15 protein-coding genes are annotated in these 16147 nt (G+C 60.0%); 6 read left to right on the top strand and 9 right to left on the bottom strand.

Translation table 11 applies throughout. The features are described 5' to 3' along the window. Window positions 1-132 precede the first annotated feature (132 nt). From hpt to AC6I79_RS15475, 4 genes are all read left to right on the top strand, one after another. Window positions 133-669 (top strand): hypoxanthine phosphoribosyltransferase, encoded by a 537-nt coding sequence (gene hpt / locus AC6I79_RS15490; RefSeq protein ID WP_021507522.1) that lies wholly within the window; start codon window positions 133-135, stop codon window positions 667-669. A gap of 245 nt (window positions 670-914) precedes the next feature. Further along, window positions 915-1841 carry an ABC transporter ATP-binding protein gene (locus tag AC6I79_RS15485; protein ID WP_021507521.1) on the top strand — a complete coding sequence of 309 codons (927 nt, stop codon included), beginning with the start codon at window positions 915-917 and terminating at the stop codon, window positions 1839-1841. Further along, on the top strand, window positions 1838-2608 hold the full coding sequence (locus AC6I79_RS15480) for an ABC transporter permease (RefSeq protein ID WP_021507520.1): 771 nt from the start codon (window positions 1838-1840) through the stop codon (window positions 2606-2608). The genes AC6I79_RS15485 and AC6I79_RS15480 overlap by 4 nt, the downstream gene beginning before the upstream one ends. 151 nt (window positions 2609-2759) lie before the next feature. After that, window positions 2760-3767, top strand: coding sequence for an acyltransferase family protein (locus AC6I79_RS15475; protein WP_498027365.1), 1008 nt, complete (start codon window positions 2760-2762; stop codon window positions 3765-3767). A gap of 36 nt (window positions 3768-3803) precedes the next feature. Here the strand turns inward: AC6I79_RS15475 and panD are convergent, their stop codons facing one another. The 9 genes from panD to thpR all read right to left on the bottom strand — a co-directional run bounded on the left by panD (window position 3804) and on the right by thpR (window position 10910). Next, window positions 3804-4184, bottom strand: a complete 381-nt coding sequence (gene panD / locus AC6I79_RS15470) for an aspartate 1-decarboxylase (protein ID WP_127833694.1) — start codon at window positions 4182-4184, stop codon at window positions 3804-3806. 85 nt (window positions 4185-4269) lie between these two features. Continuing rightward, window positions 4270-5124, bottom strand: a complete 855-nt coding sequence (gene panC, locus AC6I79_RS15465; protein WP_021507517.1) for a pantoate--beta-alanine ligase — start codon at window positions 5122-5124, stop codon at window positions 4270-4272. Window positions 5125-5139: 15 nt separating this feature from the next. Then, window positions 5140-5934, bottom strand: a complete 795-nt coding sequence (gene panB / locus AC6I79_RS15460; protein ID WP_088516660.1) for a 3-methyl-2-oxobutanoate hydroxymethyltransferase — start codon at window positions 5932-5934, stop codon at window positions 5140-5142. Window positions 5935-6016: 82 nt separating this feature from the next. Beyond that, window positions 6017-6502 (bottom strand): 2-amino-4-hydroxy-6-hydroxymethyldihydropteridine diphosphokinase, encoded by a 486-nt coding sequence (gene folK / locus AC6I79_RS15455; protein WP_058780459.1) that lies wholly within the window; start codon window positions 6500-6502, stop codon window positions 6017-6019. Beyond that, the gene (gene pcnB / locus AC6I79_RS15450) at window positions 6499-7914 is read right to left on the bottom strand and encodes a polynucleotide adenylyltransferase PcnB (protein ID WP_206099480.1); all 1416 of its coding nucleotides are present in this window, start codon (window positions 7912-7914) and stop codon (window positions 6499-6501) included. Before pcnB ends, folK begins: the two co-directional genes overlap by 4 nt. A gap of 38 nt (window positions 7915-7952) precedes the next feature. After that, window positions 7953-8888 (bottom strand): tRNA glutamyl-Q(34) synthetase GluQRS, encoded by a 936-nt coding sequence (gene gluQRS, locus AC6I79_RS15445; RefSeq protein ID WP_371815467.1) that lies wholly within the window; start codon window positions 8886-8888, stop codon window positions 7953-7955. A 70-nt stretch (window positions 8889-8958) separates the two neighbouring features. Then, window positions 8959-9414 (bottom strand): RNA polymerase-binding protein DksA, encoded by a 456-nt coding sequence (dksA, locus tag AC6I79_RS15440; protein WP_021507512.1) that lies wholly within the window; start codon window positions 9412-9414, stop codon window positions 8959-8961. A 239-nt stretch (window positions 9415-9653) separates the two neighbouring features. Next, window positions 9654-10370, bottom strand: coding sequence for a DNA/RNA nuclease SfsA (gene sfsA / locus AC6I79_RS15435; RefSeq protein ID WP_159377296.1), 717 nt, complete (start codon window positions 10368-10370; stop codon window positions 9654-9656). Next, window positions 10371-10910, bottom strand: coding sequence for an RNA 2',3'-cyclic phosphodiesterase (gene thpR, locus AC6I79_RS15430; protein WP_159377295.1), 540 nt, complete (start codon window positions 10908-10910; stop codon window positions 10371-10373). Between the two features lie 35 nt (window positions 10911-10945). Here thpR and hrpB point away from each other — a divergent pair, with 35 nt between their 5' ends. Together hrpB and mrcB are read left to right on the top strand one after the other, a co-directional pair. Next, entirely contained in the window at window positions 10946-13423 is a 2478-nt protein-coding gene (gene hrpB / locus AC6I79_RS15425) for an ATP-dependent helicase HrpB (RefSeq protein ID WP_159377294.1), read from the top strand. A 98-nt stretch (window positions 13424-13521) separates the two neighbouring features. Further along, window positions 13522-16062, top strand: coding sequence for a bifunctional glycosyl transferase/transpeptidase (gene mrcB, locus AC6I79_RS15420; protein WP_498027364.1), 2541 nt, complete (start codon window positions 13522-13524; stop codon window positions 16060-16062). The last annotated feature ends 85 nt before the right edge of the window (window positions 16063-16147 follow it).

Raw genomic sequence — 16147 nt, 5'->3', positions numbered from 1 at the left:
CAGGATGCTTACAGTTAACGCCAGCGCAATAAATTTCGCCACGATAACGTTTGCGTTCTGTGCGCGGCGTTAGCCTGTGCGTCGACTATGATAGAATGCGCGGCTTTCTGAAAACCTTCTTAGGCGAATGCAATGAAACACACCGTCGACGTGATGATCTCTGAGCAGGAGATCGCAACCCGTATTGCCGAATTGGGCAAGCAGATCAGCGAGCACTACCGCAACAGCGGCAGCGAAATGGTGCTGGTCGGCCTGCTGCGTGGCTCCTTCATGTTTATGGCAGACCTGTGCCGCGCCATTGATGTTGCGCACGAAGTCGACTTCATGACCGCCTCTAGCTACGGCAGCGGCATGTCCTCCACGCGCGACGTGAAAATCCTTAAAGATCTCGATGAAGACATTCGCGGCAAAGATGTGCTGATCGTCGAAGACATCATCGACTCCGGTAACACCCTGAGCAAAGTGCGTGAAATTCTGCAGCTGCGTGAGCCAAAATCGCTGGCGATCTGCACGCTGCTGGATAAGCCGGAGCGTCGTGAAGTTGAGGTGCCGGTCGAGTTTGTCGGCTTTACCATTCCGGATGAGTTCGTGGTCGGCTTCGGTATCGACTACGCACAGCGCTACCGCCATTTGCCGTATATCGGCAAAGTTACGCTGCTGGACGAATAACCGCACAATCTTCCAAGGCTGATTCCCTCCGCCTGCGATAAGATGCGCAGCCCGTAACTCAATGACTTACGGGCTCGGCACGCGTTTTCCTGCGGCACGCAGAGTGGCAGAGTGTGGTGGGTTATCACTCTGCGCAATTCCTTTGATTTCACAACCGTTATCGCTGAATAACCCCGCACGCTCGACGCGAGCGCACTATCATTTCATATGGCTATGATGTCACTACAACAGGGTACGGACTCGCAATGACTTATGCACTGGAACTTTCCGGGCTGACCAAGACCTATCCCGGCGGCGTACAGGCGCTGAAAGGCCTCGATCTCAACGTGGAAGCAGGCGACTTTTATGCCTTACTGGGCCCTAACGGTGCCGGTAAGTCCACCACCATTGGCATTATCAGCTCGCTGGTGAACAAATCCAGCGGCAGCGTGCGCGTGTTTGGCTACGACCTGCAGAAAGATGTGGTCAACGCCAAGCGGCAGCTTGGGCTGGTGCCACAGGAATTCAACTTTAACCCGTTTGAAACCGTAATGCAGATTGTGGTTAATCAGGCCGGCTATTACGGTGTGGAACGTGCCGAAGCGAACAAGCGCGCGGAAAAATACCTTAATCAGCTCGACCTGTGGGGCAAGCGTAACGAACGGGCGCGCATGTTGTCCGGCGGCATGAAGCGCCGGCTGATGATTGCCCGGGCGCTGATGCATGAACCGAAACTGCTGATTCTTGATGAACCGACGGCTGGTGTGGATATCGAACTGCGCCGCTCGATGTGGGTGTTCCTGAAAGAGCTGAACGCCAAAGGCACCACCATCATCCTGACCACCCACTATCTGGAAGAGGCGGAAATGCTGTGCCGTAACATCGGCATCATCCAGAGCGGCGAGCTGGTGGAGAACACCTCAATGAAAGGGCTGCTGTCTAAGCTGCAGTCGGAAACCTTTATCCTCGACCTGGCGCCGCGCAGTCCGCTGCCGCAGCTGGAGGGCTTCCAGTATCGTCTGGTTGATACCTCAACGCTGGAAGTGGAAGTGATGCGTGAACAGGGGCTGAATAGCGTATTCAGCCAGCTGAGCGCGCAGGGCGTGCAGGTGCTCAGCATGCGCAATAAAGCGAATCGTCTGGAAGAGCTGTTCGTCAGCCTGACGCAGGGAAAAACAGGAGTAACCGCATGACGCATCTGTACTGGGTGGCGCTCAAGAGTATCTGGAGCAAAGAGATCAACCGTTTCGCCCGCATCTGGATTCAGACGCTGGTGCCGCCGGTGATCACCATGACGCTGTACTTCATTATCTTTGGCAATCTGATCGGCTCACGCATCGGCGATATGCACGGCTTCAGCTATATGCAGTTTATCGTGCCGGGCCTGATTATGATGGCGGTGATCACCAACGCTTACGCCAACGTCGCCTCGTCATTCTTCAGCGCTAAGTTCCAGCGCAACATTGAAGAGCTGCTGGTGGCGCCGGTGCCGACGCACATTATTATCGCCGGTTATGTCGGCGGCGGCGTAGCGCGCGGCGTGTGCGTGGGCGTGCTGGTGACGGCGGTGTCGCTGTTTTTCGTGCCGTTCCACGTATTCTCGTGGCCGATGGTGGCGATCACGCTGCTGCTGACGGCGATTCTGTTCTCGCTGGCGGGCCTGCTGAATGCGGTGTTTGCGCGCACCTTTGACGATATCAGCCTGATCCCGACCTTCGTGCTGACGCCGTTAACTTACCTCGGTGGCGTATTCTACTCGCTGGCGCTGCTGCCGCCGTTCTGGCAGGCGGTGTCGAAGCTCAATCCGGTGGTGTACATGATCAGCGGGTTCCGCTATGGCTTCCTTGGCATCAATGATGTTCCGCTGGTGTTGACGCTGTCAGTGCTGGTGGCGTTTATTGTGGTGTTTTACGTGCTGGTGTATGCGCTGATTCAGCGCGGACGCGGCTTGCGCACCTGAGGCGCAAGTCCGAATAAGAAGCCGCTGCCGGCGTCGTCCGGCGGCGGCTTTTTTTTACCCACTCTTTGCAGTTCCAGACGCGTCTTGTGCTTTCAGCTCGTGGCTTTCCCCATAGTGGCCGCTGACCAAAAAAGCAGCGGGGAAGCAAACAGTGAATCGGGTATCATGGATTGATAATTTACGCGGCATGAGCATTCTGGCCGTGATTTTTTTGCACTGCATGATCGCAGTGAACCAGCAGGCCGGGCACTTCACTGCCTTTAACGAGCTGGTGAATCAGCTGCTGGCGCCGGTGCGTATGGGGCTGATGTGCTTCGTCTCCGGACTGTTCGTCGCCAGCGGTTTACGCCACGGGCAGGCGCGCTATCTGCGAAACAAAGTCAGCAGCATTCTCTATCCGTTTGCCGTCTGGGCGCTGATCTACGGCGGGCTGAAGTGGACCTTCAGCGCGATGGCCAATCACCCACAGTCGCCGCTGGCCATCGTGCTCGGTCATCTGAGCGGCGGCGATATCACCTGGTTTCTGCACTCGCTGTTTCTGTTTTTTGTGCTGATTATCCCGGCGCGCCGCCTGCCTGCGGCGCTGGTGCTGACACTGTGCGTTACCGGTGCGGTGCTGCTGCCGCCGGTGCCGCCTGACTCGCTGTTTGCCAGTTTCGATAACCTGCATCTGAACAAGTCGCTGGTGCTGTTTGCCTTCTTCTACAGCGCCGACTGGCTGGTGCGAAAGGATGTTGATATTGCCGCGTTCGCGCAGCGTCGTACACCGCTGCTGCTGTCGCTGATCGCCTTTATGTTGCTCGCGGCGTTCAGCCTGTGGGGCGGGCTGCGTCAGCATTCTCCGTGGCTGCTGCCGCTGGCGCTGCCCTCAATCCCGCTGTTCGTTGCGCTGGCCTGCCGTATCAATCTGCGGGCGGTTAACTACGTTGGCCGCCATTCGATTGTGTTTTATCTGTCGCACTATCTGGCGATTCAGGTGTGCAGTAAATTGCTGCGCCACGACGGCCACTCTGCGTGGCTGGCTGACCTGCATTTTGTGCTGGCGTTCAGCGTCGCGCTGGCGTTGCCAACGGCGCTGTGCGTACTGCGGGCAAAAGGATGGTTTGACTGGTTGTTTACGCTGAAGCGCAAAGGGCAGCCGCAGCTGGCGGGCGTATAAGGGAAAGGCGCGCTGTCAGTACAGCGCGCGGGATGATCAGGCCACCTGCACCGGTAGCGCTTTAGCGATACGTTTCATCTCGTTATCGCCGTCGAAGTAGGCCACTTTGGGCTGCCAGCTGCGTGCCACTTCATCTTCCACCTGCACATAAGAACAGATGATCAGCAGATCGCCCTCGCAGGCGCAGCGCGCGGCCGCACCGTTGACCGAAATGATTTTCGAGCCACGCTCGGCGGCAATGGCATAGGTAGAGAAGCGCTGGCCGTTGGTGACGTTATAGATGTCGATGGCTTCGTATTGCAGAATGCCGGAGGCATCAAGAAAATCCTGATCGATGGCGCAGGAGCCTTCATAATGCAAATCCGCCTGCGTCACTTTTACGCGGTGCAATTTGCCTTGTAATACGGTACGAATCATAGCGTGATACCTTTGTTATACCCGTGCGCGGCCGGTTTCTACCGCGCAGTGTGTAGCGGGTACATGCTGCCCATAAACGACGGCGTTAAACCGTCAGATCCACTTGCTGATTATCAATCAAACGCGCATTACCGAGCCAGGCGGCCATCAGAATCACTGCGCGCTGGCTGTCGACCGTCAGCGGCTGCAGCGTATCGGCATCGCAGATGGCCAGGCCGTCGGGGCGCAGGCCCTGATCGCGCAGCGTCTGTTCGGCGTGCTCAATAATCTCATCCACGTGCCGCTCGCCGTTGCTGAGGCGCTGCGCCATGCTGTTCATCACCTGGCTGAGCACCGGCGCCAGCTTGCGTTCATCGGCAGTAAGATAGCCGTTACGTGAGCTGAGCGCGAGACCGTCTTTGGCGCGCACCGTCGGCACGCCAACGATGTCAATGTCAAAGCCCATGTCCGCCACCATCTTGCGGATGATCGCCAGCTGCTGAAAATCCTTCTCGCCAAAACAGGCGATATCCGGCTGCACCAGATTAAACAGCTTGCTAACGATGGTGGCCACGCCGCGGAAATGACCGGGACGGCTGGCGCCCTCCAGCAGCGAGGAGAGGCCCGGGACTTCAACAAACGTCTGGCTGTCGAGACCCTGCGGATAGACATCGGCCGGCGCCGGGGCAAAGACCAGGTCGACGCTGTGGCGATTGAGTTTTTCACAATCGTCCTGCAGCGTGCGCGGATAGCGCGCCAGGTCGTCGGCGCGATCAAACTGCATCGGGTTAACGAAGATCGATACCACCACGATATCTGCGCGCTGGCGTGCTTCATCCACCAGCGTCAGATGCCCCTCATGCAGGTTACCCATAGTGGGCACCAGCGCGATGCGTTTACCTGCCTGGCGCCAGCGTCGAATCTCACGGCGCAGCAGCGGCAGCGTTTCAATGATCAGCACTGCAAATCTCCTGATTTACTGGAAACTGTGTTCGGCAGCAGGGTAGGTGCCTGCCTCAACGTCGGCCATATACTGGCGAATTGCCGCACGAATGTCGCCGGTTTCCGCAAGGAAATTTTTGGCAAATTTTGGAATGTGGCCGCCGGTAATACCAAACGCGTCGTGCATCACCAGAATCTGGCCGTCGGTGACGTTACCGGCACCGATGCCGATCACCGGTACCGATAACGCTTTTGTGACGCGCTCAGCCAGCGCGACCGGCACGCACTCCAGCACCAGCAGCTGCATGCCGGCCGCTTCCAGCGCCAGCGCATCCGCCAGCAGGCGCTCGGCTGCCGCTTCATCGCGCCCCTGCACCTTGTAGCCACCGAAGATGTTAACCGACTGCGGCGTCAATCCCAGATGACCACATACCGGCACGGCGCGCTCGGTCAGCATGCGCACGGTCTCTGCCAGCCAGGCGCCGCCTTCCAGTTTTACCAGGTTGGCACCGGCGCGCATCAGCTGCGCGGCACTGTCAAAGGTTTGCTGCGGCGTGGCGTAACTCATAAACGGCAGGTCGGCCATCACCAGCGCGTTGGGCGCACCGCGCCGCACCGCGGCTGTGTGATAAGCAATATCGTCGACCGTCACCGGCAGCGTTGAATCATGGCCCTGCACGGTCATGCCGAGCGAATCGCCAATCAGCAGCAGCGGAATGCCCTGGTCGGCAAACAGGCGCGCGAAGCTGAAATCGTAGGCGGTCAGCGTGGCGAACTTGCGGCCGCTGGCTTTCAGCTGGCGTAAATGAGAGAGGGTGGTGGGTTTCATCGCAATCTCCAGCATTTTCTGATGCGCGCAGTGTACTGGATTGATTGCAAAGGCGATACGACGGGCGTGCGATTCTGCCGCGTCAGGCGGACCACAAGCGGATGCTGCTGCGGTCCAGCGTCGCCAGAATGCCGGCCAGCGGCTGGCCGTTCGGCAGGCGCAGCGTCGGCGCGATTTCCAGCAGTGGCACCAGCATGAAGGCGCGGTTGTGCATATCGTAGTGCGGCACCGTCAGGCGCGGCGTGTGGATCACTGCATTGCCGAACAGCATGATATCGAGGTCCAGCGTGCGCGGTCCCCAGCGTTCAGCTTTGCGCACCCGGCCATGCTCCAGCTCAATGCGCTGGGTGTGATCGAGCAGCGTTTCCGCGGCCAGTGTGGTCTCCAGTGCCACCACGGCGTTGAGGTAATCCGGCTGATCCGGCGGGCCGTACGGTGGCGTGCGATAAAACGCGGAGGTGGCTACGCGGTGGGTATCGGGAATGGCATCCAGCGCGGCCAGCGCTGCATCAACCTGATGCAGCGGATCGGCGAGATTACTGCCTAAGGCGAGATAGACCCGCGTCATGACGCGCTGTGGTTGCTGTCGCGGCGCGGGCCAGCTGGACGACGGCGCGGACGGCGTGGTTTACGGCGCGGGGCCGGATCGTCACCCAAAGTGTTGAGCATGGTCTTCTGCTGTGTCGGCACCGCCGACTGGAACTCGCCCCACCACTGGCTGAGGCGCAGCAGCTCGGCGTTGTTCTCGACTTCTGCGCGCAGCGCCAGCAGGTCGTAGGCGGCACGGAATTTAGGATGCTCCATCAGCTTCCATGCGCGCTTACCGTGACGGCGCGACATGCGCAGCTGCAGCTGCCAGATATCGCGAATCAGCGTGGTGATACGTTTCGGAATCGCCAGCGCACGGCAGGCTTCATCCAGCGTTTCGTTCATGGACAGCGCAAAGGCGTCGAAATAGGTCAGGCCGCTCTCCTGCGCAATCTGCTCGGCTGACTCCAGCTGCGGATACCAGAACATCGCCGCAAACAGGAACGCCGGATTCACGCGCATATCGTTGTGCAGGCGGGTATCGGTGTTTTTCAGCACCTGGGCCAGCATGCGCTCCATCGGGCTGTCGCCCTGTTCGGTGAAGTTGCGCGCCAGCGTCGGGAACAGCGGCTGGAACAGCTGGTATTCACGCATCATCAGATAGGTGCGATAACCGTAACCGGCCTGCAGCAGCTTCAGCGACTCTTCAAACAGGCGCGCCGGCGGAATGTCATTCAGCAGCGTGGCGAGGCGGGGAATCGGCTCGGCGGTTTCCGCCGCAATGCTCATGTCCAGCTTGGCGGCGAAGCGCACCACGCGCAGCATACGCACCGGATCTTCGCGGTAGCGCGTTTCCGGATCGCCAATCATGCGGATGATGCCTTCCTGCAGATCCTGCAGGCCACCGACGTAATCGCGCACGGTGAAATCAGCCACGCTGTAATAGAGGCTGTTGATGGTTAAATCGCGGCGCTGCGCATCATCTTCAATGTTGCCAAAAATGTTGTCGCGCAGCAGCATGCCGTTCTGACCGCGCTGCGAACCGTTGCGATCGTCGACGCTCTCTTCCTGATGGTGGCCGCGGAACGTGGCGACTTCGATCACTTCCGGACCGAACATCACATGCGCCAGACGGAAGCGACGCCCGACCAGGCGGCAGTTGCGGAATAGCTTACGCATCTGCTCCGGCGTGGCGTTGGTGGTCACGTCAAAGTCCTTCGGCTTTTTACCCAGCAGCAAATCGCGCACGCCGCCGCCAACCAGATAAGCCTCGTATCCGGCTTTATTCAGGCGATACAGCACTTTGAGAGCGTTTTCGCTGATATCTTTGCGTGAGATATTGTGGCTTTCCCGGGGGATAACGGTCATCAGACTTACGGTTTCCACCTCTTCAGGGGCCTCCTCATCACGCTTGAGGACTCTCCGGCAAAAATTAGCGACTCGGGTAAAAATGGGACACCTCGACAGTGAGAAAATGGGTGTGAATAAAATCAGCGGCTAATCATAGCCTGTTGCGAACCATTTAGGAATGGCGTTGTCGCCTCATCCGGTTGTTGCGCATCATGCCGCGGAATCAATGCGCTATCCCAGTGTGTAACGGCATGGTCCAGCAGCGCCCCCAGCCCATGGTCCTGCCAGCCAGGCAAAACCGACTGCCCCAGGAAGCTCAGCGCCTGCACCAGCACCGGTCGCGGATCGCCGTCCGGCAAAGCCGGCGCGTGGTTTTGCTTCGACAATTTATTACCGTCCGGGTTAATTGCCAGCGGCAGATGCAGATAAGCCGGCACCGGCCAGCCAAACTGCTGATACAGCGCAATCTGGCGCACCGTTGGCTCAATCAAATCCGCACCGCGCACTATCTCCGTCACGCCCTGAAAATGGTCATCGACCACCACCGCAAGGTTATAGGCGAACAGGCCGTCACGACGGTGAATAATAAAGTCTTCCTGCGCCAGACGCGGCTCCGCCTGCAGATGGCCGCGCAGGCGATCGTCAAAACCGTACACCGGCGCATGCTGACGCAGCCGCAGCGCGGCGCCGTCCGGCGGCAGATGTAAATCGCGGCAGTGACCGTCGTAAAAGCCGCCCAGCTGCTGAATGCGGCTGCGCGGGCAGGTACAGAAGTAGCTTTGACGATGTTCGCGCAGCCAGCTCAGCGCCGCGCGATAGGCCTCGTGGCGCTGCGACTGCCACAGCACGTCGCCGTCCCAGTGCAGCCCATAATGCGTCAGCTGACGCAGGATGCGCGTTGCGGCACCGGCGACTTCACGCGGCGGATCGATATCTTCAATGCGCACCAGCCAGCGGCCCTGCTGCGCGCGCGCGCTCAGGTAGCTGCCTAATGCGGCTATCAGCGAACCGAAATGAAGATCACCGGAAGGAGAGGGGGCGAAACGCCCGATGCAGGGAAGCGTGGCGGACATCATGCTGTGGTACACCGCACGGCGGGAAAACAGTGGTTTTCCCGGCTGTGCGGCGACAGTCTGTTAACGGCCATTAGCCTGCCATCTGCTTCTCGCGGATTTCTGCCAGCGTTTTGCAGTCAATGCAGAGATCGGCGGTCGGACGCGCTTCGAGACGGCGGATACCAATTTCGACCCCACAGGATTCGCAGTAGCCAAAGTCGTCGTCTTCCACTTTCTTGAGCGTTTTCTCAATCTTTTTAATGAGTTTGCGCTCACGATCGCGGTTACGCAGCTCCAGGCTGAACTCCTCTTCCTGGGCGGCACGGTCAACCGGATCCGGGAAGTTGGCAGCTTCGTCCTGCATATGCGACACAGTACGGTCTACTTCATCCCTGAGTTGGTTGCGCCAGGCTTCCAGAATCTTGCGGAAATGGCTCAGCTGGGCGTCATTCATATACTCTTCGCCCGGTTTCTCCTGATACGGCTCCACCCCAGCGATGGCGAGGATACTCAGGGACGATGTTTTACGGTTTTGCCCTTCTTGCATGTTGTTTCTCCTGGATAACACGCACTACCCGTTCTGTTTCAGATTGCGAAAGCCTTTGCCTGCAACCCGACGCATGCGGGGCATATCGATTCCCATCAGGGAAAAAAACAGGCCGCTATAAATAGCAGAAGCAATCAAGGTTGGCAATTATTCATGAACGCACCTTGACAAGCCTGTGAGGAACAGCGTATTTAGCGCACCGCTCAGAACATTCTTATCACAGCAAATAACGTTAAATATTACAACTGTGCGTTAATCGTTACCGTTAACGGCCGGGTAAGTAACATTTCTGCCGGTGAAATCTGAGCCTGATACGCCAACACTTCCACACCGCAGCGCTGCGCCTGTACCAGTAGTTCTGCGTATTGCGCATCGATATGGTGCGCCGGGGAAACGTCCTCAATCCCCGTGTGCAGAACAGCAAACAACAAAACGGCCCGGTGGCCTTCTGCCGCGATAGTGCTTAATTCGCGCAGATGTTTCTGTCCACGAGCCGTCACCGCATCCGGAAAATAGCCTTTACCATTTTGTAAAAGGGTGACGGACTTGACTTCAATATAGCAGTTGGCTTTGCCCTCCGCTTGCAACAGGAAGTCAATTCGGCTTTTTTCCGTGCCGTATTTCACCTCAGCCTGGCAGTGGCTATAAGCGGATAATTCCGGAATTGCGTCGCGCAGCAGCGCCTCGCGCACCAGTTGGTTGGCGCGCAGGGTGTTGACGCAAATCCAGTGGCCCTGCGCGGTTTGCGTTATTTCCCAGCTGTGCGGATATTTGCGCGTCGCGCTGGCCGAAGTGGAGTACCACACCGTGTCGCCTGGCGTGGCGCAGCCGGTCATCGCGCCGGTATTAGCGCAGTGCAGAGTAAAGGTGTCACCTTCCGGCGTCATGACATCGGCTAAAAAACGTTTATAGCGGGTGATTAAGCGGGCTGATTGTAACGGCGGATCGAACTGCATTTATGCTCCTGCGGCAGATAACAGTGGCCAGCGCGCCAGCCGGCGATAGCGCGTGCGTCCCTGCGTGAAACTGGACGCAAACAGCGCGAAATGATTCACCTCAACGCGCCAGTGAAAACCGCGCGGCGGCAGCGCCACGGCCTGCGCAGCGTGGCGCAGCAGGGTGATGTGCGGATGGAACGGCTGCGTACTCTGCGCACAGCCATGGCGCGCGGCCTGGGCGCGCAGCAGGTTGGCCAGCTGCAGTAAACCGCGCGGCGCGCGCTGGCAGCCAAGCCACACCACGCCGGGACGCGGCCAGTGACCGGCGTCATCGAGATCCAGCGTAAAGCCCGGCTGGCGGATGCGTGCCGCCAGCTGCTGCAGCTGGCCCGCTGTTTCCGTGCTGACCTCACCAAGAAACGCCAGCGTCAGGTGCAGATTCGCCGCCGCCACCGGTTTACCCGCGTCTGCGGCGAAGCAATCGGCCCGCCATTGCACCAGCTGTTGCTGGAGGGCATCAGGCAATTCGAGGGCAAAAAACAGTCGTTGCGTGGCCATGCTGAACTCCGGTAATTGGCGCCGGGTGGTGTACAATGCGCGCCATCTTAGCACAGGCAGAGTGGGAGTTGAGTGTGAGTGAGTTACCGGTAAGCGAGGTACTGCCTGCATTGCTGGCCGCGCTGGCGCAGTCGCCACAGGTGCTGCTGGCGGCCCCGACCGGCGCCGGGAAATCCACCTGGCTGCCGCTACAGCTGCTGCAACAGGCGCAGCTGCCGGGGCAAATCATCATGCTGGAGCCGCGCCGGCTGGCGGCACGCAACGTGGCACAGCGGCTGGCGGAACAGCTGGGCGAACAGCCGGGCGGGACGGTAGGCTATCGGCTGCGCGGGGAAAACTGCAGCAGCGCAGCGACGCGTCTGCTGGTGGTCACCGAAGGCATTCTGACGCGCATGCTGCAGCGCGATCCGCTGCTGGAGGGCGTATCGCTGGTGATCCTCGACGAATTCCATGAGCGCAGCCTGCAGGCTGACCTGGCGCTGGCGCTGCTGCTTGATGTGCAGCAGGGATTGCGCGACGACCTGAAAATTCTGCTGATGTCGGCAACGCTGGATAATCAGCAGCTACGCACGCTATTGCCCGACGCGCCGTTTATTGCGTCACAGGGGCGCAGCTTTCCGGTGATTAGACGTTACGCTTCGCTCAATCCGCAGCAGCGGTTTGAAGAGGCAGTGGCGCGCGAGGTGGCACAGTTGCTGCGGGATGAGCCCGGTTCGCTGCTGCTGTTTCTGCCCGGCGTGGCGGAGATTGAACGGGTGAAGCGTGAACTGGTGTCGCGCGTCAGTGATGAGGTGGATTTATCTCCTTTATATGGTGCGCTGTCGCTGGAGGCGCAGCGGCGGGCCATCCTGCCGGCCGCGCCGGGCCGGCGTAAAGTGGTGCTCGCCACCAATATCGCCGAGACCAGCCTGACGATTGAAGGCATCCGCCTGGTGGTTGACAGCGCGCTGGAGCGCGCGGCGCAGTTTGACGTGCGCAGCGGCGTGACGCGTTTGCTGACCCAGCGCATCAGCCAGGCATCGATGACGCAGCGCGCTGGCCGCGCCGGTCGCCTGGCGCCGGGGATCTGTCTGCATCTGCTGCCGCAGGAGCAGGCGCTGCGTGCGGCGGCGCAGAGTGAGCCGGAGATACTCACCAGCGATCTGGCCTCGCTGCAGCTGGATTTACTGCAGTGGGGCTGTCAGGACGCGGCTCAGCTGCAATGGCTGGATAGTCCACCGGCGCGCAGCCTGCAGGCGGCACGTCAACAGCTGCAGCGGCTCGGCGCGCTGGATAGCGAAGGACGGCTCAGCGCGCGCGGTCGTAAAATGGCGCAGCTCGGCAGCGATCCGCGTCTCACGGCGATGCTGTGCGCCGCCGGCGATGATGTGCACGCCATCGCCAGCGCGGCGCTGCTGGTGGCGATTCTGGAGGATCCGCCGCGCAGCGGCAGTGTCGATCTGCGTGATGCGCTCAACCAGCCACAGCCGCAGTGGCTGCGGCGCGCGCGCCACTGGCAGCAGCGGCTGAACGCGCGCGAAGGTCACGTTGACGCCGATCGCTTCCCGGCGCTGCTGGCCGCCGGATTTGCTGACCGGCTGGCGCAGCGTCGCGGTGACAGCGCGCGCTATCAGCTCGCCAATGGTATCGGCGCGATGCTGGATGAGCACGACGGCCTGAGCCGCTATGAGTGGCTGATTGCCCCGAGCCTGCTGCAGGGGGCCAGCAGCGCTGATGCGCGCATGCTGCTGGCGCTGCCGGTAGAGATGGATGCGTTACACCAGCAGTGCCCGCAGCTGGTGGAGCAGCGTACCGATGTGGACTGGGATGAAGACAAAGGCACGCTGCGCGCGTGGAGGCGGGAAGCGATTGGCGCGCTGATCCTGCGGGCCCAGCCGCAGGCGCGGCCCGAGCCGGAGATCCTGCATCCGGCGATGCTGCGCTGGATCCGCGAAAAAGGGCTGGCGGTGCTCGGCTGGACGCCAGAGGCAGAGCAGCTGCGTCTGCGCCTGCAGTGCGCCGCGCAGTGGCTGCCGGAAGAGGCGTGGCCGACGCTGGATGATGACACGCTGCTGGCCTCGCTGGAGCACTGGCTGCTGCCGGAGATGGGCGCAGTACGCGATTTGAAAGGGCTGCAGAGCGTTAATCTTGTCAGCGCTTTATTACATTTGCTGACATGGTCACAGCGGCAGCGGCTGGATACTGTGCTGCCAACTCATTACACTGTGCCGACCGGAAGTCGCCTGCCGATTCGCTACGACGCGGAAAAGCCCCCCGCGCTGGCGGTACGTATGCAGGAGATGTTTGGCGAGGCGCAGAACCCGGCGGTTGCCGATGGGCGCGTTCCGCTGGTGCTGGAGCTGCTTTCGCCGGCGCACCGTCCGCTGCAGATCACCCGTGACCTCGCGGCGTTCTGGCGCGGTGCGTATCCTGAAGTGCAGAAAGAGATGAAAGGGCGCTATCCCAAACATCCGTGGCCGGACGATCCGGCCAGCGCCTTGCCGACGAGGCGCACCAAAAAATATTCCTCGTAGCCCGCAGTGGATCGAATTCAGAGGGTTCTGCCATGCGCGGCACGAGAAAGCAGTTAGAGTAGCGGCGCTGCCGTAGCTATGCCTGGAGAAAACAAAGCATGTCTGGGAACGATCGCGAACCTATTGGGCGCAAAGGAAAAGCGCCAAAGCCGCCGCGTAACGTTGCGCGCCGGGGTCGCCGCAGGGAGCCTGAAGATGATATCGATCAGGACGATTTTGACGAAGATGATGAGGAGAGTGCGCCGGTGCCACCCAAAGGTAAAGGAAAACGACCCGCGCGTGGCAAACGCCGCTGGTTAGGCTGGTTGATTAAACTCTTCCTGGTGTTTGTCGTGGTGATGGCCGCCTGGGGCGTCTATCTCGATTCGGAAATCCGCAGCCGCATTGACGGTAAAGTGTGGCAGCTGCCAGCGGCCGTGTACGGGCGCATGGTCAGCCTCGAACCGGGCATGGCTTACGACAAGAAAGAGATGATTGCGCTGCTGGAAGGCACGCAGTATCGCGAAGTGTCGCGCATTACCCGTCCGGGTGAGTTCAGCGTGAAAGGCAACACCATCGACCTGCTGCGCCGTCCGTTTGATTTTCCGGACAGCAAAGAGGGCCAGATTAACGCGCGTCTCACCTTCAGCAACAACGAGCTGAGAGAGATTAAAAACCTCGATACCGGACGCGACTTTGGCTTCTTCCGCCTCGATCCGCGGCTGATCACCATGTTGCAGTCGCCAAACGGCGAGCAGCGTCTGTTTGTACCGCGCGCCGGGTTCCCGGATCTGCTGGTCGATACGCTGATCGCCACCGAAGACCGCCACTTCTATGAGCATGACGGCATCAGCCCGTACTCGATTGGTCGCGCCTTCCTCGCCAATATCACCGCCGGTAAAGCGGTGCAGGGCGGCAGTACGCTGACGCAGCAGCTGGTGAAAAACCTGTTCCTCACCAACGAACGCTCGCTGTGGCGTAAAGCGCGTGAAGCCTATATGGCGGTGATCATGGATGCGCGCTACAGCAAAGATCGCATTCTTGAGCTCTACCTGAACGAGGTGTATCTCGGCCAGGCGGGCAACGACCAAATCCGCGGTTTCCCGCTGGCCAGCCTGTACTACTTTGGCCGCCCGGTGGACGAACTGAGCCTTGATCAGCAGGCGATGCTGGTCGGCATGGTTAAAGGTGCGTCACTGTACAATCCGTGGCGCAATCCGCAGCTGGCGCTGGAGCGTCGTAACCTGGTGCTGCGTCTGCTGCAACAGCAGAAAGTGATCGACCAGGAGCTATACGACATGCTGTCGGCACGGCCGCTTGGCGTTCAGCCGAAAGGTGGGGTGATCACGCCGCAGCCGGCGTTTATGCAGATGGTGCGTAATGAGCTGCAGGCGAAGCTGGGCGATAAAGTCAAAGATCTGTCCGGCGTGAAGATCTTCACCACGCTCGATCCGATTTCGCAGGATGCCGCGGAAAAAGCGGTTGAAGATGGCATTCCCACGCTGAAGAAACAGCGCGGGCTGAAAGATCTGGAAACCGCGATGGTGGTGGTCGACCGCTTCAGTGGTGAAGTGCGCGCCATGGTCGGCGGTGCCGATCCGCAGTTTGCCGGCTATAACCGCGCGCTGCAGGCGCGTCGCTCGATTGGTTCACTGGCAAAACCGGCGACCTATCTGACCGCCCTCAGCCAGCCAAACAGCTATCGCCTGAACAGCTGGATCGCTGACGAGCCGATCGCGCTGAAACAGCCAAACGGTTCGGTGTGGAAGCCGATGAACGACGATCGTCGCTTCAGCGGTAAAGTGATGCTGGTGGATGCACTGACTAACTCGATGAACGTGCCAACCGTTAACCTCGGTATGACGCTGGGACTCGATGCGGTAGTGGATACCTGGACTAAACTGGGCGTGCCAAAAGATCAGCTGCATCCGGTACCGGCCATGCTGCTGGGGGCGCTTAATCTGACGCCGATTGAAGTGGCGCAGGCGTTCCAGTCAATTGCCAGCGGCGGTAACCGCGCTGCGCTGTCGGCGGTGCGCTCGGTGATCGCGGAAGATGGCACGGTGCTGTATCAGAGCTTCCCGCAGGCGCAGCGCGTTGAGCCGGCGCAGGCGGCGTATCTGACGCTGTATACCATGCAGCAGGTGGCCGATCACGGTACGGCGCGGGCGCTGGGCGCACGCTTCCCGGGTGCGCATCTGGCGGCGAAAACCGGTACCACCAATGACCTGATCGACAGCTGGTTTGCCGGTATTGATGGCAAAGAAGTGGCGATCACCTGGGTTGGCCGCGACAACAACCAGACCTCGAAGCTGTACGGTGCCAGTGGTGCGATGCAGATCTATCGTCGCTACCTCGACAATCAGGCGCCGATGCCACTGGTCCTGACGCCACCGGAAGATATCACTCAGATGAATATCGATTCGGCCGGTAACTTTGTCTGCGGCAGCGGCAGCAGCACCTGGCGTTCGCTGCCGGTGTGGGCGCTGGATCCGAACGCGCTGTGCCAGCAGCAACAGCAGCAGATTCAGCAACAGCAACAGCAAGAACAGCAACAACAGCAACAACAGCAACAACAGCAACAGCAGCAGCCGCAGGGCGAGCAGAAGGACTCTGACGGCGTCGCGGGCTGGATTAAAGATATGTTTGGCAGTAAATAAGCCATCCGGCACTGCACCGGCTTTATACCTTCAGAGCCTGTGCAGTGCCGGCGTTTTACCACCACGTGGCGGTGCCAGATACATG

Source organism: gamma proteobacterium symbiont of Scutellera amethystina, assembly GCF_059730845.1.
Note: the sequence above shows the minus strand (reverse complement) of the source record. Positions and strands in the feature narration are given on the sequence as shown.

What these genes read in the sequence shown, in the direction of transcription:
- hpt (WP_021507522.1), top strand. Translation starts at nt 133, where the DNA reads ATGAAACACACCGTCGACGTGATGATCTCTGAGCAGGAGATCGCAACC.
- AC6I79_RS15485 (WP_021507521.1), top strand. Translation starts at nt 915, where the DNA reads ATGACTTATGCACTGGAACTTTCCGGGCTGACCAAGACCTATCCCGGC.
- AC6I79_RS15480 (WP_021507520.1), top strand. Translation starts at nt 1,838, where the DNA reads ATGACGCATCTGTACTGGGTGGCGCTCAAGAGTATCTGGAGCAAAGAG.
- panD (WP_127833694.1), bottom strand. Translation starts at nt 4,184, where the DNA reads ATGATTCGTACCGTATTACAAGGCAAATTGCACCGCGTAAAAGTGACG.
- panB (WP_088516660.1), bottom strand. Translation starts at nt 5,934, where the DNA reads ATGAAACCCACCACCCTCTCTCATTTACGCCAGCTGAAAGCCAGCGGC.
- folK (WP_058780459.1), bottom strand. Translation starts at nt 6,502, where the DNA reads ATGACGCGGGTCTATCTCGCCTTAGGCAGTAATCTCGCCGATCCGCTG.
- gluQRS (WP_371815467.1), bottom strand. Translation starts at nt 8,888, where the DNA reads ATGATGTCCGCCACGCTTCCCTGCATCGGGCGTTTCGCCCCCTCTCCT.
- dksA (WP_021507512.1), bottom strand. Translation starts at nt 9,414, where the DNA reads ATGCAAGAAGGGCAAAACCGTAAAACATCGTCCCTGAGTATCCTCGCC.
- sfsA (WP_159377296.1), bottom strand. Translation starts at nt 10,370, where the DNA reads ATGCAGTTCGATCCGCCGTTACAATCAGCCCGCTTAATCACCCGCTAT.
- thpR (WP_159377295.1), bottom strand. Translation starts at nt 10,910, where the DNA reads ATGGCCACGCAACGACTGTTTTTTGCCCTCGAATTGCCTGATGCCCTC.
- hrpB (WP_159377294.1), top strand. Translation starts at nt 10,946, where the DNA reads ATGCGCGCCATCTTAGCACAGGCAGAGTGGGAGTTGAGTGTGAGTGAG.
- mrcB (WP_498027364.1), top strand. Translation starts at nt 13,522, where the DNA reads ATGTCTGGGAACGATCGCGAACCTATTGGGCGCAAAGGAAAAGCGCCA.